We start from the raw sequence: 24836 nt of genomic DNA, 5'->3' as shown, positions 1-24836 counted from the left end.
AAGAGCCCCTTGCGCTATTGCGCCAGGGGCTTCGTCTATTCCGGGGCATCCGGTCCGACGGTTGTGCGACCAACGGCGGTCGCAGTGGTACGCGGCGGTGAACCTTACGCCCAAGCCCCCGACCTTGGACATGCCCCGCCCGGAAGGGGTGTACGCGCGTGCCCGCACTTGTGCTGCTCGGTGCTCAGTGGGGTGACGAAGGCAAGGGAAAGGCGACGGACCTGCTCGGTGGCTCCGTCGACTATGTGGTGCGTTACCAGGGCGGCAACAACGCCGGCCACACGGTCGTCGTGGGCGACCAGAAGTACGCGCTTCACCTCCTCCCTTCCGGAATCCTGTCGCCCGGCTGTACGCCGGTCATCGGTAACGGTGTCGTCGTCGACCCGTCGGTCCTGCTCTCCGAGCTGAGCGGTCTGAACGAGCGTGGCGTCGACACGTCAAAGCTCCTGATCAGCGGTAACGCGCACATCATCACGCCGTACAACGTGACCGTCGACAAGGTGACGGAACGCTTCCTCGGCAAGCGCAAGATCGGCACGACCGGGCGCGGCATCGGCCCGACCTACGCCGACAAGATCAACCGCGTGGGCATCCGGGTCCAGGACCTCTACGACGAGTCGATCCTGACCCAGAAGGTCGAAGCGGCCCTCGACGCCAAGAACCAGATCCTCACCAAGCTGTACAACCGGCGCGCGATCGCCGTGGGCCAGGTGGTGGAGGAGCTGCTGGGCTACGCCGAGCAGATCAAGCCGTACGTCGCCGACACGGTCCTGGTCCTCAACCAGGCCCTGGAGGACGACAAGGTGGTCCTCTTCGAGGGCGGCCAGGGCACGCTGCTGGACATCGACCACGGCACCTACCCCTTCGTGACGTCGTCGAACCCGACGGCCGGCGGCGCCTGCACCGGTGCCGGCGTGGGCCCCACGAAGATCAGCCGGGTCATCGGCATCCTCAAGGCATACACGACCCGCGTCGGCGCGGGCCCGTTCCCGACCGAGCTGCTCGACGAGGACGGCGAGGCCCTGCGCCGCATCGGCGGCGAGCGCGGTGTCACCACCGGCCGTGACCGCCGCTGCGGCTGGTTCGACGCGGTCATCGCCCGCTACGCGACCCGCGTCAACGGCCTGACCGACTTCTTCCTCACCAAGCTGGACGTCCTCACCGGCTGGGAGCAGATCCCGGTCTGCGTGGCCTACGAGATCGACGGCAAGCGCGTCGAGGAACTGCCGTACTCCCAGACCGACTTCCACCACGCGAAGCCGGTCTACGAGATGCTGCCGGGCTGGAGCGAGGACATCAGCAAGGCGAAGTCCTTCGCCGACCTCCCGAAGAACGCCCAGAACTACGTCAAGGCGCTGGAGGAGATGTCCGGCGCACCGATCTCCGCGATCGGCGTGGGCCCGGGCCGCGACGAGACGATCGAGATCAACTCGTTCCTCTGAGCGTCCCTTTCCCGGAGCCGGGGGATCTGATGGGATGGCCGGTGCGGAGAACCCGCCCGGCCGTCCCGCCCTCCGCGGTGCCGACCGGGCTGGGAGGCGCCCACTGCGTCCGTCGTGAAGGCAGCGGGATGCTGCTGAGATCCCGGGTCGAAGCGGCCCCCGTGCGTCTGGTCGCGGGTCGGTTGCTCGTCGACGGCCGGGTCGCCGGGGACCCTGGACTCATCCGTGCGGCTCTCGCGGACTGGTACACCCGGGCCGGGCGGCGATGGACACGAGGACGCCTTCAGCCGTGGGCGGCGCGGATGGACGTCCCCGAGCCAGAGGTCCGCGTGCGCGATCTCGGCTACCGGTGGGGGAGCTACCGTGCCGGACCTGGAAACGGTGTCGTGTCTCTGCACTGGGCCACCTTCCAGTTGCCCCACACCGGGCGTTGCCCGAGTGCCGACAAGTCAAGGCAGAGCTGGACGAGTTGGGGCGGCGCGTCTGGATGGGCGACCCTTAGGCGTGGGCCGTACCCGTCGCGAATGACGGCCTCTTCGATGAGCCTCTGCGTTCACCGGTCGGCCTTCACAGTCGCACGCTGCTGCCCAGAGTGGTGGGGACCCTCGGAGGACGGAGTGCCCCAGGGCTTTCCGCCGTTCCGGCTCAGCTCGCGCTCATCCCTCGTTCCGGCCACTGTGCCCGCTCGTCGTACACGGCGTTGATCTTCCGGGACGCCTTGAGGAAGGTGTAGTCGAGGTCGCCGTCGTCCGGCTGGGCCGTCCGTGTGTACGTGTTCATGGTCAGGAGCCGCGTCATCGTCGCGGGGTCCTCACCGAAGGAGTAGCGGATGACCGCCCCGTCCTCGGACTCCTTCTTGAAGTAGACGAGGGACGCCATCACCACTCACCTTCGAAGTCTTCCCGCTTGTTCAGCGGCACCTTGCTCTGCCAATTGTAGGTTTCGTTCGCCACGCGATGAGCTTCCTGGTAGGTGGCTCCCGGGTGGTCGCGCAGATAGCCGAGCTCGGTCAGCTCGTGTTCCAGCAGCACGTGGTCCTCGGGCAGCGCGTTGCCGGAGCGGAGACGGATCCAGGCGTCCGCGATCTCGGCGTCCGCGTCGAACTTCCGGACGACGACCTCGCCCGTCTCGTAGTCCTCAATCGGGTGCTCGGTGTCGAAGACGTGCTTCTTGATCGCGCCGATCTCCTCCTCCGAGAACCCCGTCGAACCGTTCGCGCGCGGCACCCCCTGGGTGTTGCGACTGATGGCCTGGATGTCACGCGGGTTCTTCAGGAAGTCGTCGTAGGCGGCTTCCGCCCAGCGAGTCTGGGCCGGGTCGTCGAGGATGTCCCTCGGGCGGCGGCGGGCCCCGGTGAGCCATTCGTCGTTGAAGCGGGGGGCCGGCACCGTGGCCAGACCGTCCAGGTCCGTACCCACGCCCAGGAACAAGTTCCGGACTCCGCCGGCGCCGACGGCGGCCTGCACGCCTTCGGCGCCGGCGCCCAGGACACCGCCGAACGCCATGCCGGTGAGCGCGGAGTCGCTCGCCTCGTCCAGGCTGAATCCGCCCTGCATGCCGGCGGCGATCTTCATCGGCTGTGCGACGGCCAGGTCGACGGTGACCGACTCGACGCCCGCGATGGAAGCCGTGGCGAGCGTGGTGCCCGCGATGGTGGCGATCTCCGTCGAGACCGTGACACCGAGAGTGGCCGCGAGGTCGACGATTCCCGCGGTAGCCGCCGCCGCGGCGGCTTCCGAGATACCGGCGGTGAAGATGGCCAGCGCGGTACCGGCGACGATGGTCGCGCCGACGATTTCGAGCTCGTGCTCCAGCCGCTTGACGGCGGCGTGGACGGCATCGGCATATGTGTCGAGCGCCTTGGCCATGTCCCGGGCGCTGTCGGCCAGGTCTTTGAGCCAGCCGTGGCCATCGTGGTAGTAGCGCCGCCAGAACGGGTCGTCGAAGGCGCTGATCGCCTCGCCCTTGTTGTGTTCGATGATGCCGCGCGCCGACTTGTTGGCCGCGACCAGTACGTCCTCGACGTCATCGGCGAAGTCCCGCCATGCCTTGGCCGCGTCCCGTAGCCCGTCCTCGTCGGCGGCGGGCCACCACATGCCGGTGACGTCCTGGACGATCTCCTTCGCCTTGTCCGCGGCACTCACTTGGCGGAGTCACCGCCCTCGACGGTGATCCGCGAGAACATCGAGCGCACGAGGTACTCGTTGTCGATGTGGCCGTCGGCCATGTCACTCATGGCGTCGTGGATGCTTTGCAGCCCCTGGGAGAGGATGCCGGCGGCGTTTTCCATCCTCGTCACCAGCGGGCCGTAGTGCTCGTGGAACTCGGCGCCCTGGTCGTCGTCGCCCCAGGGGGAACCGGCGGCCGTGAGACCGGACTTGAGTCGTGCGAGCGCCTTGGCCAGGTCGGAGCTGTGGGTATGGAAGTGCGGCGCGGTCGCCTTGAGATCGGCGATCTTGATGTGGAGTATCTCGTCGCTCATGGCCCCGTCCCTGTCGCCTCCGTTGGCGTGCCGATCCGTAGACCCTATTCCGGTCAAGATCGTCCGATCGGGCCGGAAGCCCAAGAGTGAGTAATGCTCTGACCAAGGAACGCGTCGGCGTCAGCTGAACACGATCATCGAGCCCTGTGCCAGTGAGCGGGTCGCCGCCGCGTGCAGGCCCAGCCAGACGTGCCGTTCGCGGGCGAAGGGGCTGGGGTCGTACGGGGCGGGGACGGCCGGTTCCTCCAGCTCCGTGGGGGCCGTGGGCGGGGCGGGGGGCGTCGGGGGGTTCGCCGGGTCGATGCCGATGGCCGGGGCGACCTGCTGGAGCTCGCGCAGCAGCGCCTGTGACGAGCCCAACGGGCCGCCGCCCGCGAGGAGTTCGTCGTTCGACAGCGGGTGCGGGAAGTCCACCGGGACGTACGCGCCCGCGTGGTCGTAGTGCCAGACCAGGTGGGACTGCTGGGCGGTCGACTCGAACATCTCCAGCAACTGCTCGTAGTCGCCGCCCAGTTCGTCCACCGGGGTCACCGGCAGGCCGCAGACCTGGAGCAGGTGGGCCCGGCGCAGGAAGTGCAGGGCGTCGTAGTCGAAACCGGCGACCGGGGCGACGTCACCGGACAGGCCCGGCATGTACTGGTACACCGGCACCGGCGGCAGACCCGCCTCGGCGAGAGCCTTGTCGTACTGCGCGAGTTCCTCGGCGAAGGGGTTGTCCGGGGTGTGGCACAACACGTCCACGAGCGGTACCAGCCACAGGTCACAGGCCAAAAGAGGGCTCCTACGTCGGCAGGCGCGCGGTCACGCACGGCAGCAGGTGGTCAGGGAAGGGTAGTCGGTACGGCCCCGGGGCGGCTCCTCCCGTACGGACCGGATGGGCCGTACCGGTCACTTACCCGTTGGTCAGGTGTTCCAGCAGCGCCAGCGAGTCGGCGTTGGAGGCGGCGACGATCGCGCGGGCGGTGTCGGCCTCGCGCCGGGCGAGCGCGTCGACCAGCTCGGTGTGCCCGGACCAGAGCCGGCCGCGCAGGTCGGGCAGGCGCAGCAGGTGCTGCACCACGCAGACCCAGGACCGCACGCGCAGACGGTGCAGGAAGTCGCCGAGGTAGGGGTTGCCGAAGAGGGCGCTCAGCTCGCGCCAGAAGCGGAGGTCGTAGCCGATGAGGACCGTGAGGTCGCCGGCGGTCGCGGCCCGCTGGGCCTCCTCGCCGCGGCGGCGCACGGTGGCCAGGTCGGCGGCCGTGCGCGGGTCCTCGGGCGGGGTGCGGAAGGCGGGGTGGCCGGCGGTGAGGACCTGGAACATGCCGTCGGTGACCAGGCTGCGCGCCTCGATCATGTTCCGGTAGTCGGTGACCGAGTACTCGGGCACCCGGAAGCCGCGGTGCTGGTCGGCCTCCAGGATGCCCTGCGCGGACAGGTCGACCAGCGCCTCGCGGACGGGGGTGGCGGAGACGCCGTACTGGTCGGCTATCTCCTTCACGGTGAACGCCCGGCCCGGGCGCAGCCGGCCCGCCAGCACCTCGTCACGGAGCGCGTCCGCGATCTGCTGGCGCAGGGTGCTGCGCGTCACGGTGCCGTTGCCGGGCATGTCCGTGCCTCTCCTCACACGTCCGGGTGACGTACTCGTACGGACTCGCGATCTACGCGAGTCGCTGTTGCTTACGAGCACGTCACCTTACGCGTTCGAACCCGCCCGGCGGCAGGCGCGGTACGGTCACACCGTGTGTTCGTCGGCGACGCTCAACGCGGCGTCGAGCGCGGCCAGACCCTCCTTCAGCTCGGCCTCGCTCGCGTTGCACGGCGGGACCACGTGGGTGCGGTTCATGTTCACGAACGGCCACAGGCCGTTCCGCTTGGCGGCGGCCGTGAACGCGGCCATCGGGGCGCCCGCCTCGCCGGCCGCGTTGTACGGCACCAGCGGCTCGCGGGTCTCCCGGTTCTTCACCAGCTCCAGCGCCCAGAACATGCCGACACCGCGCACCTCGCCGACGCTCGGGTGCCGCGCGGCCAGCTCGGCGAGGCCCGGACCGACGACGCTCTCGCCGAGCCGCCTGGCGTTCTCCACCACGCCCTCCTCCGCCATCACGTTGATCGTGGCGACGGCGGCGGCGCAGGCCAGCGGGTGGCCGGAGTAGGTGAGGCCACCGGGGTAGGGGCGCTTGCCGAACGTCTCCGCGATCCTCTGCGAGATGGCGACACCGCCGAGCGGGACGTAACCGGAGTTCACGCCCTTGGCGAAGGTCATCAGGTCCGGGGTGACACCGAACAGGTCGGCCGCGAACCACTCACCGGTCCGGCCGAAGCCGGCCATGACCTCGTCCAGGATGAAGACGATCCCGTACTTGTCGCACAGCTCGCGCACCCCGGCCAGGTAGCCGGGCGGCGGCACCATGATCCCGGCGGTGCCCGGGATGGTCTCCAGGATGATCGCCGCGATGGTCGCCGGGCCCTCGAAGGCGATCGTCGTCTCCAGGTGCTCCAGCGCCCGGGCGCACTCCTGCTCCTCGGTCTCGGCGTAGAAGCGGGAGCGGTAGGGGAACGGCGCCCAGAAGTGGACGACACCGGCGGCTGCGCCGTCGGAGGCCCAGCGGCGCGGGTCACCGGTGATGTTGATGGCCTGCTGGGTGCCGCCGTGGTACGAGCGGTAGGCCGAGAGCACCTTCGGGCGGCCCGTGTGCAGCCGGGCCATGCGGACCGCGTGCTCGACGGCGTCCGCGCCGCCGTTGGTGAAGAAGATCTTGTCCAGGTCGCCGGGGGTCCGCTCGGCGATCAGCCGGGCCGCCTCCGAGCGGGCCTCGACGGCGAACGCGGGCGCGAAGGTCGTCAGCTTCGCGGCCTGCTCCTGGATCGCCGCGACGACCTTCGGGTGCTGGTAGCCGATGTTGGTGAAGACGAGTCCGCTGGTGAAGTCCAGGTACCGCGTGCCGTCGTAGTCCCAGAAGTACGACCCCTCGGCGCCGGCGACGGCGAGCGGGTCGATGAGGTCCTGGGCCGACCAGGAGTGGAAGACGTGCGCACGGTCCGCGGCCTTCACCGCGGCGCCGGTTTCGGGGCTGGGCTGAGGGGTCATGCCGCCGAGCGTAGATGTCCGCGATGCGGAAGTCCTATCGGCGTCCTGTTCCGTGGGCGGGGGGAAAGCGCGACAGGTTGTCGACGGAAGACCGGCCGGGAGTGGCCGGGACCGGCCGGGGATCGCCGGGGGAGGGGGCCCCTGTCGTACCGCCGCCACTATTCTCGGTCGTCGCAGACCTATGGGGGGAAGGCGGACGCGGATGGAGAAGCTGGGGCCGGGGGATCCGCAGGAGATCGGTGCGTACCGGCTGCTGGCGCGGCTCGGCGCGGGCGGCATGGGGCACGTGTATCTGGCGCGGTCGGACCGGGGGCGGACCGTGGCGGTGAAGCTCGTCCGGGAGGAACTGGCCGCGCAGGAGGAGTTCCGGGCGCGGTTCCGGCAGGAGGTGCGGGCCGCGCGGCGGGTCGGCGGGTACTGGACCGCGCCCGTGCTGGACGCGGACACCGAGGCGGCCGTGCCGTGGGTGGCGACCGGGTACGTGGCCGGGCCGAGCCTCCAGCGGGTCGTCGGACACGACCACGGGGCACTGCCGGAGCGGTCGGTACGCATCCTGGCGGCGGGGCTCGCGCACGCGCTGAAGGACATCCACGCGGCCGTGATCGTGCACCGGGACCTCAAGCCGTCCAACGTCCTGGTGACCATCGACGGGCCCCGCGTGATCGACTTCGGGATCGCGCGGGCGCGGGAGACGGCGACCGCCGGCGGGGAGGGGCTCACCCGGGCCGGGGCGCTCGTCGGGTCGCCGGGGTTCATGGCGCCCGAGCAGGTCCGCGGGGACCGGATCACGCCGGCGTGCGACGTGTTCTGCCTCGGGTCCGTGCTGGCGTACGCGGCGACCGGGACCCTGCCCTTCGGCAACGCCGACAGCGGCGCGCACGCGCTGATGTTCCGGATCGCCCAGGAGGAGCCGGATCTCACCGGGGTGCCGGAGGGGATCGCCGACCTCGTCCGGGACTGCCTGCGCAAGGAGCCGGGGGCGCGGCCCTCGCTGGACGCGATCCTGGAGCGGACGGGGGTGGAGGACACCGTGGCCGAGGGGCGGTCGCGGGACCCCTGGCTGCCGAGTTCGCTGGTCGCGCAGCTCGGCAGGCACGCGGTGCGGTTGCTGGAGGCCGAGCACCCGGAGCGGGACGCGGGTCCTGCGTCCGGTCCGGGCGGGGAGCCCGAGCACGCCGCTGTCTCCGACGGCGGGGACGCCGGGAGCGTCGATCACCAGCCCGTCGTGGTCACCGCCCAGGCTCCGCCGACGCCCGGTGCGCCGCCCGCGTCCGCCGGGTTCGGACCGGCGTACGGGGTGCCCCAGCAGCAGCCGCCGTACCCCCAGCAGCAGCCGTATCCGCAGCAGCCGTACGCACAGCCGCATCCGCCGCACCCCCAGCCCGTCGGCTACGGGTATCCGCCGTCCGGGTCCACCCCGCCGTACGGGCCGGCCACCGTCGGCGTCCCGGTGGACCCCGAGCGGCGCAACGGGCGGTCCACCGCGCTGCTCGTCGTGATCGCGCTGATCGTCGCGCTGGGCGCGGGCGGTTCGGTGTACGCGCTGATGAGCAACGGCGGCGCGGCCGACGACAAGGGCGGCGGCACGGTCGTCCCGGCGCCCACCGTCACCTCCGGCTCGCCGGACGGCTCCGGTACGCCCTCCCCGTCCGCGACGGAGGAGCCGTCCCCCTCCGCCTCCACGGCCGGCGCGGTACCGGACGCCTATCTGGGCACCTGGCGGACGGCCATCGACAACGCGGACGGCTCCAACACCCGCGAACTGACCATCCGGCAGGGCGAGGTGGGCGACCCCGTGCTGACGCTGGTCGCGGACGGGCCGACCGAGGGCGGTGGGTCGTACCACTGCGTCTTCGAGGCGGAGCTGGCCGAACAGCCCGGTGGCGAGGGCCCGTTGGAGATCGGCCCGTCCACCGTGACCACCGGCGAGCCCGCCTCCTCCTGCACCGCGGGCGAGGCCACCGAGGTCACCCTGCTGCCGGACGGGCGGCTGAAGCGGGCGAAGGCGAGCGGCGGGGAGAGCCTGACGTACAGCAAGGAGTGACCCGGGCGACCGGCAACGGGGGCTGTCCGGCGGGCGGTTGAACGTCGGGCGAACGTTCGGGGACGGGTCCCGCCGGGGCCCGTCCGCGCGCGTACCGTGACTCCACCATCATCCGGCTCCGGGGAGTGGCGGGGGCACCCACATGGAGTGGCTGAGCGCGGAGAACGTCGTCGCCGTCGGGACCGCGGTGCTGGGCATCGCCGCGTCCGCGGGCATGGTCTGGTACGAGCGCCGGGTGCCCCGCCGCAAGCGGGTCGGTTACCGCGTGCAGATGGACAACCCGATAGGCGACGACGTCAGGTCCGGGCGGGTCAACCGGCGGCTCGGGCTCTTCCTCGAAGCGCCCGGCATGGAGGACGCCACGCTCGTCCTGCTGCGCATCGAGAACGACGGTTCGCAGGGCATCGACCGCGACGACTACACCAGCCCCGAACGGCACGGGCTCACCGCGGTCTTCACCGACCGGACCATCCGGGGCGTGTCGGTGACCCAGCCCACCGACACCGACCACCTGATGGACCACTTCACCGCCGAGCGCGGCTTCGGCTACGAGGGCAACACCCTGCGCATCCCGCGCGTCCCGCTCAACAGGGGCGACCACTTCAAGCTGCTGGTGCTGCTGTCCGGCGGGGACGTCGGCCGGGGGATCCGGTTGATCGGCGGCATCCGGGAGGGCGAGGTCCACCCCAACCGCAGCGCCACCCCGGACGACAAGCCGCCCCTGTTCAGCCGCGCCTCCCGGCTCATCACCATCATGCTCACGGTGTGCGTGATGACCCTCGCCGGCATCGTCGTGGCCCGCGACGACAGCCCGCCGCCGGTCGGCTGCGAGCAGGGCACGCTCACCGTGACCGGCTCGACGGCCTTCGCGCCGGCGCTGCGGGAGGTGGCGAAGGAGTACGAGGGTGACTGCGAGGGCGCGGACATCGCCGTCGACGTGCACGGATCCACCGAGGGCATCCGGGAGCTGGCGGCGGCCGGGTCGGCCGCGAAGGGGAAGGGGGCGCCGGCGGTCGTCGCCTTCTCGGACGGGCCCAAGCCCGGCGACATACCCGAACTGCGGGAGACTCGGGTCGCGTTGTCCGTGTTCGCGCTCGTGGTCAACGACGACGTGGGCGTACGGAACCTGTCCAGCGCGGACGTGCGGCGGCTGTACCAGGGGGAGATCGGCGACTGGGCCCGGCTCGGCGGGCGGAAGCTGCCGGTGCACCTGGTCAGCCGGGACGCCAACTCCGGCACCCGGCAGGTCTTCCAGCGGCGGGTGCTGGGGCGGGGCGAGATGGCGAACTCGTCCGTCGACTGCGTCCACAAGGACTATCCGTCGGCGCCGGTGACCCGCTGCGAGCTGGACTCCACCGACCAGGTGCTGGCGAAGGTGGCCGAACTGCCCGGTGCCGTCGGCTACAGCGAGCTGAACCTGGCGCTGCGGGCGAAGGGGGTGCGGGTGCTGGGCCTCGACGGCGACGCGCCCTCCGTCGACGCGATCGAGCACGGGCGCAGTGCGTATCCGTACCGGGAGATCGAGTACGCCTACACCTACGGCAGCCCGCCCGCCGACTCCCTCGCCTCCAGCTTCCTGACGTACCTGTCCCGGGGCAACGGCCAGTCCGTCATCCGCACCCATGGACACGTGCCGTGCTGGACACCGGAGGGGATGAGGCTGTGCGCGTAGGCCGTGGCAGCGGGGGCGCCGCAGCCGCGGGCGGGCGGAACCCGTTGGCAGTGTCTACCGCGGCTCCGGGGGCCTTTGCCGTGGCATGTTCGGGCGGCTGCCGTTCGCCGGTGGCAGGGGGAAGCGGGCACCCGGGCCCCCGGCCTCCTGGCGCGGCACCGTCGCCACCGCCGTCTGGATGCCCAGCGGCGCCGCACCCGTGCGGAACTCCACCATCCAGTCGGTCGTCTCCGTGCGCACCAGCTCCGTGACGTCCTCCGAGAACCGCCGCAGCACCGACAGGCACCGCTCGGCCGCCTCGCTCGCCGTACCCTCCGCCGGCCCCAGCACCTCCCGCACGCACTCCGACGCCCAGTCGAACTGCAACACCTGGAGCCGCCGGTGCACCGCCTGGGCCGTGGCCACGTCCCTTATCCAGCCCGACGTGACCCCGAAGAACCGGTCGATGCCGGCGCAGGACACGGCGAGCAGCAGTGCCAGGCAGCCCCAGGGCGCCACCCCGCCGACCGCCCCGGTCAGCTCCAGCAGCGGCAGCGCCGCCCCGGCCACGGCCCCGGCCGCCGCCCCGATCCGCAGCACGCGCGCCCCGCGCCGCTTCCACACCCGGTCCCGCAGGTACCAGGCGGCCGTCTCCAGTGCCCGCCGCTCCGCCCACCGGTACAGCTCGTCCAGCCGCTCGGCGGGTTCGCCCCAGTCCCCGAGCGGGAAGGCCCGCCCGGTCAGATCGCCCGGCCGCAGCCCGGCCGCACCCTCGCCCCGCCCGTCCTGAGGCGGACCCTCGGGCTGCATCTCCGGCTGACCCACCCGGCACTCCCTACTGATCACGACCGGTCACATAGCGTGACATTCCCTGCCGACGTGCGGCCACCTTCCTACCGCCCAACGGGTGGCGCAGAGGGAGCTTTCCCGACTTTTCCGCTCGTAAGAGGGCCTTGATCAGGTATAGGACTCACGTTGTTCTCACTCGAAAGAGTGGCGGAGCAGTGGCCGCGTGGACCACGTAGGCTCATTCACGACGGAGAAAAACGTCAGAAGACGGCGAGGAGCTGATCGTGATCCCCGGTGGTGGCCAGCCCAACATGCAGCAGTTGCTCCAGCAGGCCCAGAAGATGCAGCAGGACCTGCAACGGGCGCAGGAGGAACTGGCGAACACGGAGGTCGACGGGCAGGCGGGCGGCGGTCTGGTGAAGGCCACCGTCACCGGCGCCGGTGAGCTGCGGGCGCTGAAGATCGACCCGAAGGCGGTGGACCCGGAGGACACCGAGACCCTCGCCGACCTGATCGTGGCGGCCGTCCAGGCGGCCAACGAGAACGCGCAGGCGCTCCAGCAGCAGAAGCTCGGCCCGCTGGCGCAGGGGCTGGGCGGCGGCAGCGGCATCCCGGGCCTGCCGTTCTGACGCCTCCGCCTTCCGGGCAGAGGCACAAGGCAACTACCGTACGTACCGAAAGGTCTCCAGGAAGGGCAGTCCGTTGTACGAAGGCGTGGTCCAGGACCTCATCGACGAGTTGGGGCGGCTGCCCGGCGTCGGTCCCAAGAGCGCGCAGCGGATCGCCTTCCACATCCTGCAAGCCGAGCCGACGGACGTGAAGCGGCTCGCGCAGGCGCTCCTGGAGGTGAAGGCGAGGGTCCGCTTCTGCGCGACCTGCGGCAACGTGGCGCAGGAGGAGCTGTGCGGCATCTGCCGCGACCCGCGCCGCGACCCCTCCGTCATCTGTGTGGTGGAGGAACCGAAGGACGTCGTCGCGATCGAGCGCACCCGCGAGTTCCGGGGCCGGTACCACGTGCTCGGCGGCGCGATCAGCCCGATCGAGGGCGTGGGACCCGACGACCTGCGTATACGAGAACTTCTCGCGCGGTTGGCCGACGGGACGGTCACGGAACTGATCCTGGCCACGGACCCGAATCTGGAGGGCGAGGCGACGGCGACGTACCTCGCCCGCATGATCAAGCCCATGGGCCTGAAGGTCACCCGCCTGGCCAGCGGCCTCCCGGTGGGTGGTGACCTGGAATACGCGGACGAGGTGACCCTGGGCCGCGCCTTCGAGGGGAGACGACTCCTAGATGTCTGACGCCACGCTGCACGCCTCGACGCAGAACCCGGACGACTTCGTGGTCCAGATCGCGGACCAGGTCGAGAGCTTCCTGGTGGCCGTCACGGAGGTGTCGAAGGGCGACGAGCCCGAATCGGCGGTCCCCTTCCTCCTCCTTGAGGTCTCCCAGCTCCTGCTGGCCGGCGGCCGGCTGGGCGCCCACGAGGACATCGTCCCCGAGGAGCGCTACGAGCCCGACCCGGGCCCCGAGCCGGACGTGGACGAGCTGCGCGAGAACTACGCCCGGCTCCTGGACCCGATCGACGTCTACTCCGAGGTCTTCGACCCGTACGAGCCCCGCAAGGCGCCGGTGCCGGCCCGGCTCTCCGACGACCTCGCCGACATCATCACCGACCTCCGCCACGGCATGGTCCACTACCGCGCGGGCCGCACCACCGAGGCCCTGTGGTGGTGGCAGTTCTCCTACTTCTCCAACTGGGGACCGACGGCCTCCGCGGTGCTGCGCGCCCTCCAGTCCGTCCTCATCCACGTCCGCCTCAACCAGCCCCTGGAGGAACTGGACGGCCTCGACACCGACCAGGCCGCCATGGGCGACGAGACCCTGGAGTTCGAGGCGGGCCGCGTCATGGCCGAGGAGATCGGCGGGCCCCTGGGGATCCGCCCCGGGCGGTAGCCGCTTTCCGGTGGCCGGCGCCCGGCTCTCCGGGCGGGTGGCCGCGCCCAACTCCCGCTGACCGCCTGACGGTTCCCGCGTCCGGCGGTCATCATGGGCACATGAGTGCCCTGTTCGACCGTCGGCCGACCGCCGATGCCTCCGGTTCGAGTGCCGTCGCCGCCGGTGGGAGCATCGGTCAGGCGGTCACCGGTCCGGGTGCGGTCGGTCTGCACATCGAGAACGTCGCCGCGCTGCTGCCGGACGCGTGTCCGCCGGCCGAGTCGGTGCGGGCCCCGGCCCGGCTCACCAACCTGCCCTTCCGGGCCGACCTCTGCCTGGGGCGGGACACTCAGCTCGCGCTGCTGCACGACGCGCAGGGCACGTCCGGCCGGCCCCTGGTCCATGTGGTGCACGGGCTCGGTGGCATCGGTAAGTCGACGCTCGTCGCACGCATGGCCTCCGAACACACCGGGGCGGGACCGGTGTGGTGGATCAAGGCCGACAGCCGCGCCGCGATCGACGCGGGACTCGCCCACCTCGCGGCCGTCCTCCAGCCTTCCCTCGTCACCGTGCTTCCCCGGGAGCAGCTGGGCGAGTGGGCCCTGCGCTGGCTCACGGCTCACACCGGCTGGCTCGTGGTCCTGGACGACGTGGCGCACCCGGCGGATGTCGTGCCCCTGCTGGCCAGGGTGACCTCGGGTCGCTTCCTGATCACCAGCCGGCTGACGGCGGGATGGCAGGGCATCGCGGAAGAGGTGCCGTTGAGCGTGCTCTCCCCGCAGGACGCGGTGCGCCTCTTCACGGAGATACGCGGCGCGGACCCGGATGCCGCCCGGCTCTGCGAGGAACTGGGCCATCTCCCGCTGGCGGTCACCCAGGCGGCGGCCTACTGCCGGATGACGCACTGCACGGTCTCGGCGTACCTGGAGGACCTGGCGAAGTCGCCCGCCGACATGTACGCGGAGACCACGGAGGGCGGCGACCACGAACGCACCGTGGCGCGTGTCTGGCACGTCACGCTGGACCGCCTCGCGGACGACCCCTTGGCCGTCCGGATCCTGCTGATGCTGGCCTGGTACGCGTCCGAGGGCATCCCGCGCGACCTGTTCGCCTCGCTGGACAGGTCCCTCGCCGTGCGCCGGGCGTTCGGCCGACTGGCCGCCCACAGCATGATCACGCTCTCCGGTGACACGGTGTCCGTGCACCGACTGGTGCAGGCGGTGTCCCGTACCCACAGCGCCGGCGACCGGCATCGTGGCCAGGAGGCGGTCGAGGCGGCGCGCGGCGCGGCGGTGGACGCGCTGGCGGTGTCCCTGCCCGAGGACATGGACGAGCCGTCCGCCTGGCCGGTGATGCGTTCCCTGCTTCCGCATGCCGAGGCGCTGGCCGGGCACGTCCGGTGCGAGGACGACACCGCGGCGATGGTCCGGCTGCTGGCACGCACCGGGGACTACCTTCTCGACTCCGGGGGGAAGGCCGCCGCACGGGGAATGGAGCTGCTGCGCCGGGCCGAGGCGGGAAGCCTGCGCCTGCACGGCGCGGAGGCCGAGCAGACCCTGGAGGTGCGGGTCGCGCTCGCGCGGGTGACGCGGATGCTGCGCCCTCTCGCGGAGTCGGCTCCGCCGGCCGAGGAGGTGGTGGCGGACTGCACGCGGATCCTGGGCGCGGACCACCTCGTGACCCTGGACGCCCTCTCGAACCTGCGCCGGATCGTCTGGCTGAAGGGGGATGCCGACCGAGCCGTGCGGCTGGCCGAGGAGTGCCTCGCGGGCCTGGTCCGGCTGCGGGGGCCGGACCACCCCGACACCCTCAGGGCCCGCCACGACCTCGTCATGACGCTTGACGACACCGTGGGGGCGGCCGGTACCCGGGACATGCGCGCGGAACTGCTCAAGGACTGCCGCCGTGCCCTGGGCGAGGAGCATCCCGTGACCCTCTCCGTCAGGAGTCTGGACACCGTGCTGGCGCGCCGCCCGGTCTTCCACCCGGATGTGAACCAGACGGTCGCGGGACTCTTCTCCGTCGCCGAGGAAGGGGACCGGGAGGACCTGCTCGGTCTGGTGCGCGTCCTGATGGACCAGGTGATGGCCCTCGGTCCCCTCGACGAGTTCCTGCCCCGTGCCACGGAGGAGGACGTGCGGAAGGCGGAGCGGGACCTGGAGACGTCCCGGCGTGTGCTGGGGGACGCGAGCACCGGCGTTCTGGAGGCCCAGCTGGCGTTGTTCCTGGTGTACGGGACGACCCGGGACGAGCGGTACGAGGAAGCGGCGACCGCCCTCCTGCGGGAGCTGTTCTCCCAGCTGAGCGAGAACCCTTCCGTCATGACGCCGCTGCTGCGGGTGATGGAGGCGTTCGGTTCCGTCCTGGGCGAGACCGCTGGGCCCGAGGGCTCCTGAAGCCGCCGGACCGGCCGCCGGCCGGTTTGCCGCGGCGGTGGCGCAGGCATGATGCCCCCATGACGTTGAAGCCGTGGGCATGGGCCGGACTGGGCATCTGCGCCGTGGGTGTCGGCACGCTGGTCGCTCTCGCCTTCGTCGATCTGGGAGCGGCGGACCAGGTCGCGAGCGTGGCCGGTGGAGCGGTCGGCGTGGTCGGTCTGGTGCTGGCGGCGATCACGCAGTTCGGCGGCTCGACGCCGGCGCCCCCGGCTCCGGCGCGCGGGGTGGAGGCGTCCGGCGAGGGCGCCGTCGCGGCGGGCGGCAGCATCGGTTTCGCTTCCACGGGCGGCGCGGCCACGCCGCCTTCTCCGACCCCGCCCGCGCCGACCGCGCCGGGCGCGTCGGGTACCGGCGATGTGCGCGCCTCGGGCGCCCGCTCCATCGCGGCCGGCGGGGACATCGGCTCGGCGTCCACCGGAAGCGCGGGTCAGCCGGGAGCCTGAGCCCGGACGCGCTCCGGGGGCTGCGCGCCACGCTGCCGGGTCCGGTCCGCCGGCGCACACTGTGAGCCAGGGCACTTTCCGAGTGGTGCGGCGATCGCTGGGCAGGGGTCGAGACCGAGCGGGCGGATGTCTCACCATGCGGGAGCAGGGTGGTGGAATTCGGACGCTCGATAGACTGAGCCGACACAAACGAACCGAGCGAGGAGCGCACGTGGGCCTTGTCGTGCAGAAGTACGGAGGCTCCTCCGTAGCCGATGCCGAAGGCATCAAGCGCGTCGCCAAGCGGATCGTGGAAGCGAAGAAGAACGGCAACCAGGTTGTCGTCGTCGTTTCCGCGATGGGCGACACGACGGACGAGCTGATCGATCTCGCCGAGCAGGTCTCTCCCATGCCTGCCGGGCGGGAATTCGACATGCTGCTGACCGCCGGAGAGCGGATCTCCATGGCCCTGCTGGCGATGGCGATCAAAAACCTGGGCCACGAGGCCCAGTCCTTCACCGGCAGCCAGGCAGGCGTCATCACCGACTCGGTCCACAACAAAGCCCGGATCATCGACGTCACGCCGGGGCGGATCAGGACGGCTCTCGACGAGGGCAACATCGCCATCGTCGCCGGGTTCCAGGGCGTGAGCGCCGACAAGAAGGACATCACCACGCTGGGCCGCGGCGGGTCCGACACCACCGCCGTGGCGCTCGCCGCCGCGCTCGACGCCGAGGTCTGCGAGATCTACACCGACGTCGACGGCGTGTTCACCGCCGACCCGCGCGTGGTGAAGAAGGCGAAGAAGATCGACTGGATCTCCTTCGAGGACATGCTGGAGCTCGCGGCCTCCGGTTCCAAGGTGCTCCTCCACCGCTGTGTGGAGTACGCCCGCCGCTACAACATCCCGATCCACGTCCGGTCGTCCTTCAGCGGACTCCAGGGCACGTGGGTCAGCAGTGAGCCGATTGGGGACAAGAAGGTGGAGCAGGCCATCATCTCCGGTGTCGCGCACGACACCTCCGAGGCCAAGATCACGGTCGTCGGCGTGCCGGACAAGCCGGGTGAGGCCGCCGCGATCTTCCGGACCATCGCCGATGCCGAGATCAACATCGACATGGTCGTGCAGAACGTGTCCGCCGCCTCCACGGGCCTGACGGACATCTCTTTCACGCTGCCGAAGACCGAGGGCCGCAAGGCCATCGACGCGCTGGAGAAGAACCGCTCCGGCATCGGCTTCGACTCGCTGCGCTACGACGACCAGATCGGCAAGATCTCCCTGGTCGGCGCCGGTATGAAGACCAACCCGGGCGTCACCGCCGGGTTCTTCGAGGCGCTCAGCGACGCCGGTGTGAACATCGAGCTGATCTCGACCTCCGAGATCCGCATCTCGGTGGTCACCCGCGCCGACGACGTGCCGGAGGCCGTCCGCGCCGTCCACACCGCCTTCGGTCTGGACTCCGACAGTGACGAGGCCGTCGTCTACGGCGGCACCGGCCGATGAGCCGGGACACCGTCCGATGACCGGCAGGCCGACGCTCGCGGTCGTGGGAGCGACCGGAGCCGTCGGCACGGTCATGCTCCAGATCCTGTCCCAGCGCGCGGACGTCTGGGGCGAGATCCGCCTGATCGCCTCCCCGCGCTCGGCCGGCCGCAAGCTGGCCGTGCGCGGCGAGGAGGTCGAGGTGGTGGCCCTGACGGAGGACGCCTTCGCCGGGGTCGACATCGCGCTGTTCGACGTCCCGGACGAGGTCGCCGCCGAGTGGGCGCCGGTCGCCGCCGCGCGCGGCGCGGTCGTCGTCGACAACTCCGGCGCCTTCCGTATGGACCCGGACGTGCCGCTCGTCGTGCCCGAGATCAACGCGCACGCCGTACGGTCCCGGCCGCGCGGGATCGTCGCCAACCCCAACTGCACGACCCTGACGATGATCGTCGCCCTGGGCGCGCTGCACGCCGAGTTCGGGCTGCGGGAGCTCGTGGTGTCGTCGTACCAGGCGGTGAGCGGGGCCGGGCGGGCCGGCGTGGAGACGCTGCGGGCCCAGCTGTCCCTGGTGGCCGGGACCGAGCTGGGCACCAAGCCCGGGGACGTGCGGCGGGCCGTCGGGGACGACACCGGGCCGTTCCCCGAGCCGGTCGCGCTGAACGTCGTACCGTGGGCCGGGTCGCTGCGGGAGGACGGCTGGTCCTCGGAGGAGATGAAGGTCCGCGACGAGTCCCGGAAGATCCTCGGCCTGCCGGCGCTGCCGGTCGCCGTGACCTGCGTCCGGGTGCCGGTGGTCACCACGCACTCGCTGACCGTCCACGCCCGCTTCCAGCGGGAGGTCGGCGTCGACGGGGCCCGCGAGATCCTCGCGACCGCACCGGGCGTGGTGCTGTGCGACGACCCGGCCGCCGGCGAGTTCCCCACCCCCGCCGACGTGGTGGGCACCGACCCGACCTGGGTGGGCCGGGTGCGCCGGGCCCTGGACGACCCCACCGCGCTGGAGCTCTTCGTGTGCGGCGACAACCTGCGCAAGGGCGCGGCGCTGAACTGCGCGCAGATCGCGGAGCTGATCGCGGCGGAGCTGTCCGCCCCCACGTAGCTGTTGAACTTTGTAGGATCTCCGTAAAGACTGTGGCTGGGAGCATGGTCCAAATCCCTTGAACCACTCCCGCCGACGACAGAGGATTTCCCTCCCCGCCTTCCGCAACCGCGCGGAGGCGGGGAGCGTCTTTGCGGTCACCCTTGCGGGACCTGGGGACGTGATGATCCTGGCGTGGGGACGCCGTGGTCGGGGCGTGGGGGCGCCCGTGCATATGGGACATAAGGGAAGAGCGGGACGCATGACGGCACTTGAGGCACCGCCGGTTGTCGCACATGTGACGCCCGGCACGTACAACCCCCGAGGGGGGAAGCGTGTCCAACAGGCGTGGCAGAGGTACTCGAACTCAGTGTGGCCCGCGGCGGTACGGCCCTGCGGCCCCGCGCGGCGCTCCGGCCCCGCCCGCCCGGCGGCATGCCGGTGATCGCGCCCATGCCCGCAGCGCGGCCCGCCCGCATACCCAGTCAGCGTGACGGCGCCGAGGAATCCGCGGGTGCCGTGGCGACCGAGGCCGCCGGCACGACCGTGGACCACCTCACCGAGACCTACCGGGCGCACTACCGCTCGCTGCTCGGCCTGGCCGCACTCCTCCTCGACGACACCGCCTCCTGCGAGGACGTCGTCCAGGAGGCCTTCATCCGCGTCCACTCGGCCCGTAAGCGCGTCCGCGACCCCGAGAAGACCCTCGCCTACCTGCGGCAGACGGTCGTCAACCTCTCCCGCTCCACGCTGCGCCGGCGCATCCTCGGCCTGAAGCTGCTCTCCAAGCCGATGCCCGACATGGCGAGCGCGGAAGAGGGCGCCTACGACCAGCTGGAGCGCCGCGACCTCATCAAGGCGATGAAGGGGCTCCAGCGCCGCCAGCGCGAGGTGCTCGTGCTGCGCTACTTCGCGGACATGACCGAGGCCCAGGTCGCCGAGACGCTCGGCATATCCCTGGGCTCCGTCAAGGCGTACGGTTCGCGGGGCATCGCCGCTCTGCGGGTCGCCATGGGGACACCGGCATGAGCGACCACGCCGACGAGGGCGCCTCCCATGAGCGCCACTCCCATGAACGCCACGAGCCCTACGCCTGGCACGAGCCGACGGAGGGCGACGGGCAACAGCACACGCCATCGCACGCTGGGAACGGAACTGTGAACCACGGCCCCGACGACAAGGGCCCGGAGAGGCTCGACGGAGTCCACAGCCCGGACGGGTCCGACTCCGACGAACTGGCCCTGCGCCGACTGCTGCACTCGGCGGTCGACGACATCGAACCCCGCACCGGCACCCTGGACCACCTGCGCCGGGCCGTCCCCGCCCGCCGCGCCCGCAAGCGCCAGGCAGTGGTCGGCATGGCCGCGGCGGCCCTCTTCATCGGCACCGCGATCCCCGCCCTCGTGCACGTCTCCCAGGCCGGCGGCTCCGACCCCAACACCGCGATGGCCGGCCAGTCCTCCCAGGCCCAGGGCGGTACCGGGCAGGGCAAGGACAAGGACACCGGCAAGGGCGACCCGAAGGACGCCGGCGGTACGACGGTCAAGCCCGGCAAGGAGTCCGGGCCGCCCGACGACAAGGACACGAAGCCCGGCGGCAGCGGCGGCTCCACCGGCGCCGCCGACCCCACCGCCACGCCGGCCTCGGGCGTCCCGCTCTGTACGGCGACCCAGCTGGGCTCCGCCACCGGCAGCGCGAACGCGCCCGACACCGCGGGGATCGTCTACGGCACCTTCCGCGTCACCAACATCTCCGGCACCGCCTGCACGGTCGCCGGCGCCGGCGGCATCACGCCCATGGCCCAGGGTGCCGCCGACCCGGCCAAGATCCTCACCGCCCGGCACGTGGCCGGCGACGCGGCGACCGCCCTGCCCGACCCGTCCCAGGAGGTCACCGGGCTGGTCCTCCAGCCGGGCGCGGCCTACGAGGAGAAGTTCGCCTTCGTCCCCTCGGAGACCTGCCCCACCACCGGCGGCGACAGCAGTCCCGGCGACCCCGGCCCGACCGGCCCGTCGCCCGATCCGTCGCCCACCCAGAGCGCCGTCGGCGCCACGACCGACAGCACCGGCTCGGAGGGCGCGACCCCGCAACTCGCCACCGAGGACGGCACGGCCGACGGCAGCGTCACGGTGACCCACACGGCACAGGGGGGCTCGCCGACGGCGACGGCCATGGTGCCCGGGGCGTGCGCGGGGACGGTCTACTACACCGGGGTGCTCGCGGGCGCCTGACGCTCCACTGAGAGAGGGGGCGCCTGGCGCTCCCCGAGAGCGGGGTGCACCGACGCCGTCCGTCCGGGGGGCTGCGCGGTCGCGGGCCCGTCGTGGCTGGTCGCGTGGTTCCCCGCGCCCCTTCCGGGGCGCGGGTCAGCCGGTCGGCACCGGGGACTGCTCCGACTCCTCCGGCACGAGCCCGAGCGCGGCGTCCCGCTGGAACTCCAGCTCGCGACGCAGCAAGCGGAACCACATGAAGACCACGAAGCCCGCGAACACGAACCACTCGCCGGTGTAACCGAGGTTCTGGAACGCCTTGAGGTCCAGCCCCGTGCCACTCGGCGCGCTCGCGGGCACGGCCTTCATCCCGGCGTCCCCCTCGTCCAGGGTCACCCAGGCGTCGTACAGCCGGTACGGCACCAGGTTCACCAGCGACGCCGGGCTGATCGCCGAGGTCTGCCCGGCGGGGAGCCCGCCCTGCGCGCTGACCCCGTTGTCCCCGGGGGTCTCGGGCGCCTGCAACGCACCGGTGACGGTGACCTCACCCCGGGGCGGCGCGGGCGCCTTCGCCGTGTCCGCCGTACCCGGCAGCCACCCCCGCACCACCGGCAGCGCCCTGCCGGAACCGGTGCGCAGCAGCGTCAGGACGTAGAAGCCGCGCTTGCCGTCCAGCTCCCGCGCGGGCACCAGCAACTGCTCCCCGTACCGCCCGCTCGCCGTGACCCGCCGCCCCGCCGTGCTCTTGTCGACGGGCAGCATCGAGTCCAGCGGGCGCGCGGCCTCGCCCCGGTCGGAGGCGGCCTGTTCGGTCGCGGCGCGGTGGTCCTGCACCCGCCCCTCGAACCGGCTCAGCTGCCACGACCCCATGAAGACGCAGAACGGGACGGCGAGCAGCAAGAAGACGTTGATGCCCCACCAGCGGGGTGTCAGCAGAAACCGGTACACGCCCTCCACGGTACGGCGCCCACCCCGGCGTCCATGCCTTGGGTCAGCCCTTGCTCGCCCTCAGGGAGTAGAGCAGCGGGATGCGCGGATGGCCCGCCGGGAACCTGTGGTAGCCGTCGCGCACCTCGAAGTTCCCGAAGCGCGGGAAGAGCGACACGTCGTGCTCGTGCAGGAACTCGATGCGCAGCCCGGCCGCGGCGAGCGCGGAGACCACGTCCCCGAGCGAGTGCTGCCACTCCACGCTGCGGTTGTGGACGGTGACGGCGTCCAGGTCGGCGTAGGTGCCCGGTTCGTTCCACACCTGCGCGTCCCGGGTGAAGTAGTCGCGCACGATCCGGGTGCCGGTCTCGTCGTCCAGGGTCTCGGTGATCGGATGGAACTCGGCGAGGTAGAGGAAGCCGCCGGGCGCGACGAGGGAGGCGGCCGTCCGTGCCCAGCGCCCGAGGTCCGGCAGCCAGCACAGGGCGCCCAGCCCGGTGTAGACGATGTCGTACGACGGCTCGGGCACGGCCCCGGCCGCGTCGTACACGTCACTGGTGACGAAGGCGGCCCGGTCGGGGCCGTACCCGAGGTCGGCGGCGAGCGTGCGGGCCGCCTCCACCGCGGGTGCGGAGAAGTCCAGGCCGACGACGCGTGCGGCGCCGCGGTGGAGCCAGGAGAGGGTGTCGGTGCCGATGTGGCACTGGAGGTGCAGCAGCGACTTCCCGCTGACGTCCCCGACCTCCGCCCGCTCGAAGTCCCGCAGGTCGTCCCGGCGGGTGCGGAAGCCTTCGAGGTCGTAGAAGGGTCCGGCGACGTGGAGGGGCACCCTCTCGTCCCACATGGCCTTGTTGTCCTCGCGCCAGCCTTCGGGGACGGACGGGGACGAGTGCTCGGGCGCCGACGGGAACGACGGTCCCTCGGGTGTGGACGGAGAAGTGGCGGAGACGCTCATGCCGCGGAAGTTATCCACAGGCTGTGCGCACCCGCCACCCAATTGTCGGCGCGGCCAGGCACTATGGGCGCATGACTGGGGCCATGAACGAGAGCAGTACGCCGAGCACGCAGCACACACCGGACATGCCGGACTGGGAGAAGCGCTTCCGGGCGCCGCGGGTGTCGCTGCCCGACTGGGCGGAGGACGCGCCGGACCACTCCCTGTTCGTGTCGAACGCGACGGGGACGTACGAGCTGTACGCCTGGGACCGGGCGACGGGCGAGCAGCGGCAGGCGACGGCCCGGCCGAACGGCACGACGGACGGCGTGCTCTCCCCGGACGGCGCGTGGATCTGGTGGTTCGACGACAAGGACGGCGACGAGTTCGGCATCTGGCGCCGCCAGCCCTTCACGGGCGGCCCGGACGAGCCGGCCGTGCCCGGTCTCGACCCGTCCTACCCGGCCGGCCTCGCCCTGTCCCGCGACGGCCGCACGGCGGTCGTCGGCCGCTCCACGGACGAGGAGGGCACGACGATCCACCTGGCCCGCGAGGGCGCGGACCCGGCGGAGATCTACCGCCACCGCGAGTCGGCGGGCGTCGGCGACCTCTCGCACGACGGCTCCCTGATCGCCGTGGAGCACACCGAGCACGGCGACGCCATGCACGCGGCCCTGCGGGTGCTCCGCCCGGACGGCACGACGGTCGCCGAGCTGGACGACACCAAGGGCGGCACCGAGGAGCTGGGCCTGGAGGTGCTGGGCTTCGCCCCGGTCGACGGCGACACCCGGCTGCTCATCGGCCACCAGCGCCGGGGCCGCTGGGAGCCGCTGGTGTGGGACGTGGCCACGGGGGCGGAGACCGACCTGGCCCTTGACCTGCCCGGTGACGTCAGCGCCGAGTGGTACCCGGACGGTTCGGCCCTGCTCATCGTCCACGGCTTCGAGGCCCGCAGCGAGCTGTTCCGCTACGACGTGGCGGCCCGCGAGCTGACCCGCATCCCCACCCCGCCCGGCACGGTCTCCGGCGCGACCGCCCGCCCCGACGGCAGCGTGGAGTACCTGTGGTCGTCGGCCGCCGAGCCCCCGGCGGTCCGCTCCACGGCCGGCGGTGTGGTGCTGGACCCGCCGGGCATGGCGTGCCCGGCGTCGGTGCCGGTGGAGGACGTGTGGGTGGAGGGCCCCGGCGGCCGGATCCACGCCCTGATCCAGAAGCCGGCGGGCGCCACCGGTCCCCTCCCCACCGTCTTCGACCTGCACGGCGGCCCGACCTGGCACGACAGCGACTCCTTCGCCGCCGGCCCGGCCGCCTGGGTGGACCACGGCTACGCGGTCGTCCGCATCAACTACCGCGGCTCCACCGGCTACGGCCGCGCCTGGACGGACGCCCTCAAGCACCGGGTCGGCCTGATCGAGCTGGAGGACGTGGCGGCGGTGCGCGACTGGGCGGTCTCCTCCGGTCTCGCCGACCCCGCCCGCCTGATCCTGACCGGCGCCTCCTGGGGCGGCTATCTGACCCTGCTCGGCGTCGGCACCCAGCCGGAGGCCTGGGCGCTGGGCATCGCGGTGGTGCCCGTCGCGGACTACGTCACCGCGTACCACGACGAGATGGAGTCCCTGAAGGCCATGGACCGCACCCTGCTGGGCGGCACCCCGGAGGAGGTCCCGGAGCGCTTCGAGGCGTCCTCCCCGCTGACGTACGTCGACCAGGTCAAGGCTCCCGTCCACATCTCGGCGGGCGTCAACGACCCGCGCTGCCCGATCCGCCAGATCGACAACTACGTCAAGAGACTGGAGACCCGGGGCGCGGTCCACGAGGTGTACCGGTACGACGCGGGCCACGGCTCACTGGTGGTGGACGAGCGGATCAAGCAGGTGAGACTGGAACTGGAATTCGCGGCACGGCACCTGCCGGCCTAGGACAGGCA

23 protein-coding genes are annotated in these 24836 nt (G+C 71.9%); 14 read left to right on the top strand and 9 right to left on the bottom strand.

The annotated features are described in order from the left end of the window. Nucleotides 1–158: 158 nt before the first annotated feature. A complete protein-coding gene (locus IE273_RS22165; RefSeq protein WP_189816911.1) occupies nucleotides 159–1442 on the top strand; it encodes an adenylosuccinate synthase in 1284 nt (427 codons plus the stop codon). A 29-nt stretch (nucleotides 1443–1471) separates the two neighbouring features. Beyond that, entirely contained in the window at nucleotides 1472–2146 is a 675-nt protein-coding gene (locus tag IE273_RS43630) for a YgjP-like metallopeptidase domain-containing protein (protein WP_308437054.1), read from the top strand. Here IE273_RS43630 and IE273_RS22155 read toward each other — a convergent pair. The 6 genes from IE273_RS22155 to IE273_RS22130 all read right to left on the bottom strand — a co-directional run bounded on the left by IE273_RS22155 (nucleotide 2088) and on the right by IE273_RS22130 (nucleotide 6994). Continuing rightward, on the bottom strand, nucleotides 2088–2321 hold the full coding sequence (locus tag IE273_RS22155; RefSeq protein WP_189816910.1) for a hypothetical protein: 234 nt from the start codon (nucleotides 2319–2321) through the stop codon (nucleotides 2088–2090). The genes IE273_RS43630 and IE273_RS22155 overlap by 59 nt on opposite strands. Further along, nucleotides 2321–3586 carry a WXG100-like domain-containing protein gene (locus IE273_RS22150; RefSeq protein ID WP_189816909.1) on the bottom strand — a complete coding sequence of 422 codons (1266 nt, stop codon included), beginning with the start codon at nucleotides 3584–3586 and terminating at the stop codon, nucleotides 2321–2323. Before IE273_RS22150 ends, IE273_RS22155 begins: the two co-directional genes overlap by 1 nt. After that, nucleotides 3583–3924, bottom strand: a complete 342-nt coding sequence (locus IE273_RS22145) for a WXG100 family type VII secretion target (RefSeq protein WP_189816908.1) — start codon at nucleotides 3922–3924, stop codon at nucleotides 3583–3585. Before IE273_RS22145 ends, IE273_RS22150 begins: the two co-directional genes overlap by 4 nt. 120 nt (nucleotides 3925–4044) lie before the next feature. Beyond that, entirely contained in the window at nucleotides 4045–4695 is a 651-nt protein-coding gene (locus IE273_RS22140) for a putative DNA-mimic protein (RefSeq protein WP_189816907.1), read from the bottom strand. A gap of 121 nt (nucleotides 4696–4816) precedes the next feature. Beyond that, nucleotides 4817–5512: a GntR family transcriptional regulator gene (locus IE273_RS22135; RefSeq protein WP_189816906.1), complete on the bottom strand. Its 696-nt coding sequence runs from the start codon at nucleotides 5510–5512 to the stop codon at nucleotides 4817–4819. Nucleotides 5513–5638: 126 nt separating this feature from the next. Then, a complete protein-coding gene (locus IE273_RS22130; RefSeq protein WP_189816905.1) occupies nucleotides 5639–6994 on the bottom strand; it encodes an aspartate aminotransferase family protein in 1356 nt (451 codons plus the stop codon). A 202-nt stretch (nucleotides 6995–7196) separates the two neighbouring features. On the opposite strand from IE273_RS22130, the gene IE273_RS22125 reads away from it, so the two are divergent. Together IE273_RS22125 and IE273_RS22120 are read left to right on the top strand one after the other, a co-directional pair. Further along, complete coding sequence (locus IE273_RS22125; RefSeq protein ID WP_189816904.1) at nucleotides 7197–9038, top strand: serine/threonine-protein kinase; 1842 nt, start codon at nucleotides 7197–7199, stop codon at nucleotides 9036–9038. Nucleotides 9039–9180: 142 nt separating this feature from the next. Next, nucleotides 9181–10710 carry a substrate-binding domain-containing protein gene (locus tag IE273_RS22120; protein WP_189816903.1) on the top strand — a complete coding sequence of 510 codons (1530 nt, stop codon included), beginning with the start codon at nucleotides 9181–9183 and terminating at the stop codon, nucleotides 10708–10710. A gap of 54 nt (nucleotides 10711–10764) precedes the next feature. On the opposite strand, the gene IE273_RS22115 is transcribed toward IE273_RS22120, so the two are convergent. Continuing rightward, the gene (locus IE273_RS22115; protein WP_189816902.1) at nucleotides 10765–11514 is read right to left on the bottom strand and encodes an SLATT domain-containing protein; all 750 of its coding nucleotides are present in this window, start codon (nucleotides 11512–11514) and stop codon (nucleotides 10765–10767) included. 248 nt (nucleotides 11515–11762) lie between these two features. Between IE273_RS22115 and IE273_RS22110 the strand changes: the two genes are divergently transcribed. The 9 genes from IE273_RS22110 to IE273_RS22070 all read left to right on the top strand — a co-directional run bounded on the left by IE273_RS22110 (nucleotide 11763) and on the right by IE273_RS22070 (nucleotide 21069). Further along, a complete protein-coding gene (locus IE273_RS22110; RefSeq protein ID WP_014673986.1) occupies nucleotides 11763–12107 on the top strand; it encodes a YbaB/EbfC family nucleoid-associated protein in 345 nt (114 codons plus the stop codon). Between the two features lie 73 nt (nucleotides 12108–12180). Further along, complete coding sequence (gene recR / locus IE273_RS22105; protein WP_103814721.1) at nucleotides 12181–12780, top strand: recombination mediator RecR; 600 nt, start codon at nucleotides 12181–12183, stop codon at nucleotides 12778–12780. Continuing rightward, nucleotides 12773–13435, top strand: a complete 663-nt coding sequence (locus IE273_RS22100) for a DUF5063 domain-containing protein (protein ID WP_189816901.1) — start codon at nucleotides 12773–12775, stop codon at nucleotides 13433–13435. The genes recR and IE273_RS22100 overlap by 8 nt, the downstream gene beginning before the upstream one ends. 101 nt (nucleotides 13436–13536) lie before the next feature. Further along, nucleotides 13537–15813: a tetratricopeptide repeat protein gene (locus IE273_RS22095; protein ID WP_189816900.1), complete on the top strand. Its 2277-nt coding sequence runs from the start codon at nucleotides 13537–13539 to the stop codon at nucleotides 15811–15813. Nucleotides 15814–15872: 59 nt separating this feature from the next. Continuing rightward, a complete protein-coding gene (locus IE273_RS22090) occupies nucleotides 15873–16298 on the top strand; it encodes a hypothetical protein (protein ID WP_189816899.1) in 426 nt (141 codons plus the stop codon). Between the two features lie 211 nt (nucleotides 16299–16509). Next, the gene (locus tag IE273_RS22085) at nucleotides 16510–17781 is read left to right on the top strand and encodes an aspartate kinase (protein ID WP_014673991.1); all 1272 of its coding nucleotides are present in this window, start codon (nucleotides 16510–16512) and stop codon (nucleotides 17779–17781) included. 16 nt (nucleotides 17782–17797) lie between these two features. After that, the gene (locus IE273_RS22080) at nucleotides 17798–18859 is read left to right on the top strand and encodes an aspartate-semialdehyde dehydrogenase (protein WP_189816898.1); all 1062 of its coding nucleotides are present in this window, start codon (nucleotides 17798–17800) and stop codon (nucleotides 18857–18859) included. A 327-nt stretch (nucleotides 18860–19186) separates the two neighbouring features. Further along, complete coding sequence (locus IE273_RS22075; protein WP_078629588.1) at nucleotides 19187–19867, top strand: SigE family RNA polymerase sigma factor; 681 nt, start codon at nucleotides 19187–19189, stop codon at nucleotides 19865–19867. Between the two features lie 128 nt (nucleotides 19868–19995). Continuing rightward, a complete protein-coding gene (locus IE273_RS22070) occupies nucleotides 19996–21069 on the top strand; it encodes a hypothetical protein (protein ID WP_189816976.1) in 1074 nt (357 codons plus the stop codon). Nucleotides 21070–21204: 135 nt separating this feature from the next. Here the strand turns inward: IE273_RS22070 and IE273_RS22065 are convergent, their stop codons facing one another. Continuing rightward, entirely contained in the window at nucleotides 21205–21996 is a 792-nt protein-coding gene (locus IE273_RS22065) for an SURF1 family protein (RefSeq protein WP_189816897.1), read from the bottom strand. A 43-nt stretch (nucleotides 21997–22039) separates the two neighbouring features. Next, entirely contained in the window at nucleotides 22040–22819 is a 780-nt protein-coding gene (locus IE273_RS22060) for a class I SAM-dependent methyltransferase (RefSeq protein WP_189816975.1), read from the bottom strand. Between the two features lie 194 nt (nucleotides 22820–23013). On the opposite strand from IE273_RS22060, the gene IE273_RS22055 reads away from it, so the two are divergent. Continuing rightward, nucleotides 23014–24828, top strand: coding sequence for a S9 family peptidase (locus IE273_RS22055; RefSeq protein ID WP_229887343.1), 1815 nt, complete (start codon nucleotides 23014–23016; stop codon nucleotides 24826–24828). The last annotated feature ends 8 nt before the right edge of the window (nucleotides 24829–24836 follow it).

It is taken from the genome of Streptomyces olivaceoviridis, assembly GCF_014650115.1.
Taxonomy (GTDB): Bacteria; Actinomycetota; Actinomycetes; order Streptomycetales; family Streptomycetaceae; genus Streptomyces; species Streptomyces olivaceoviridis.
This window is presented reverse-complemented; position numbering and strand designations above follow the sequence as displayed.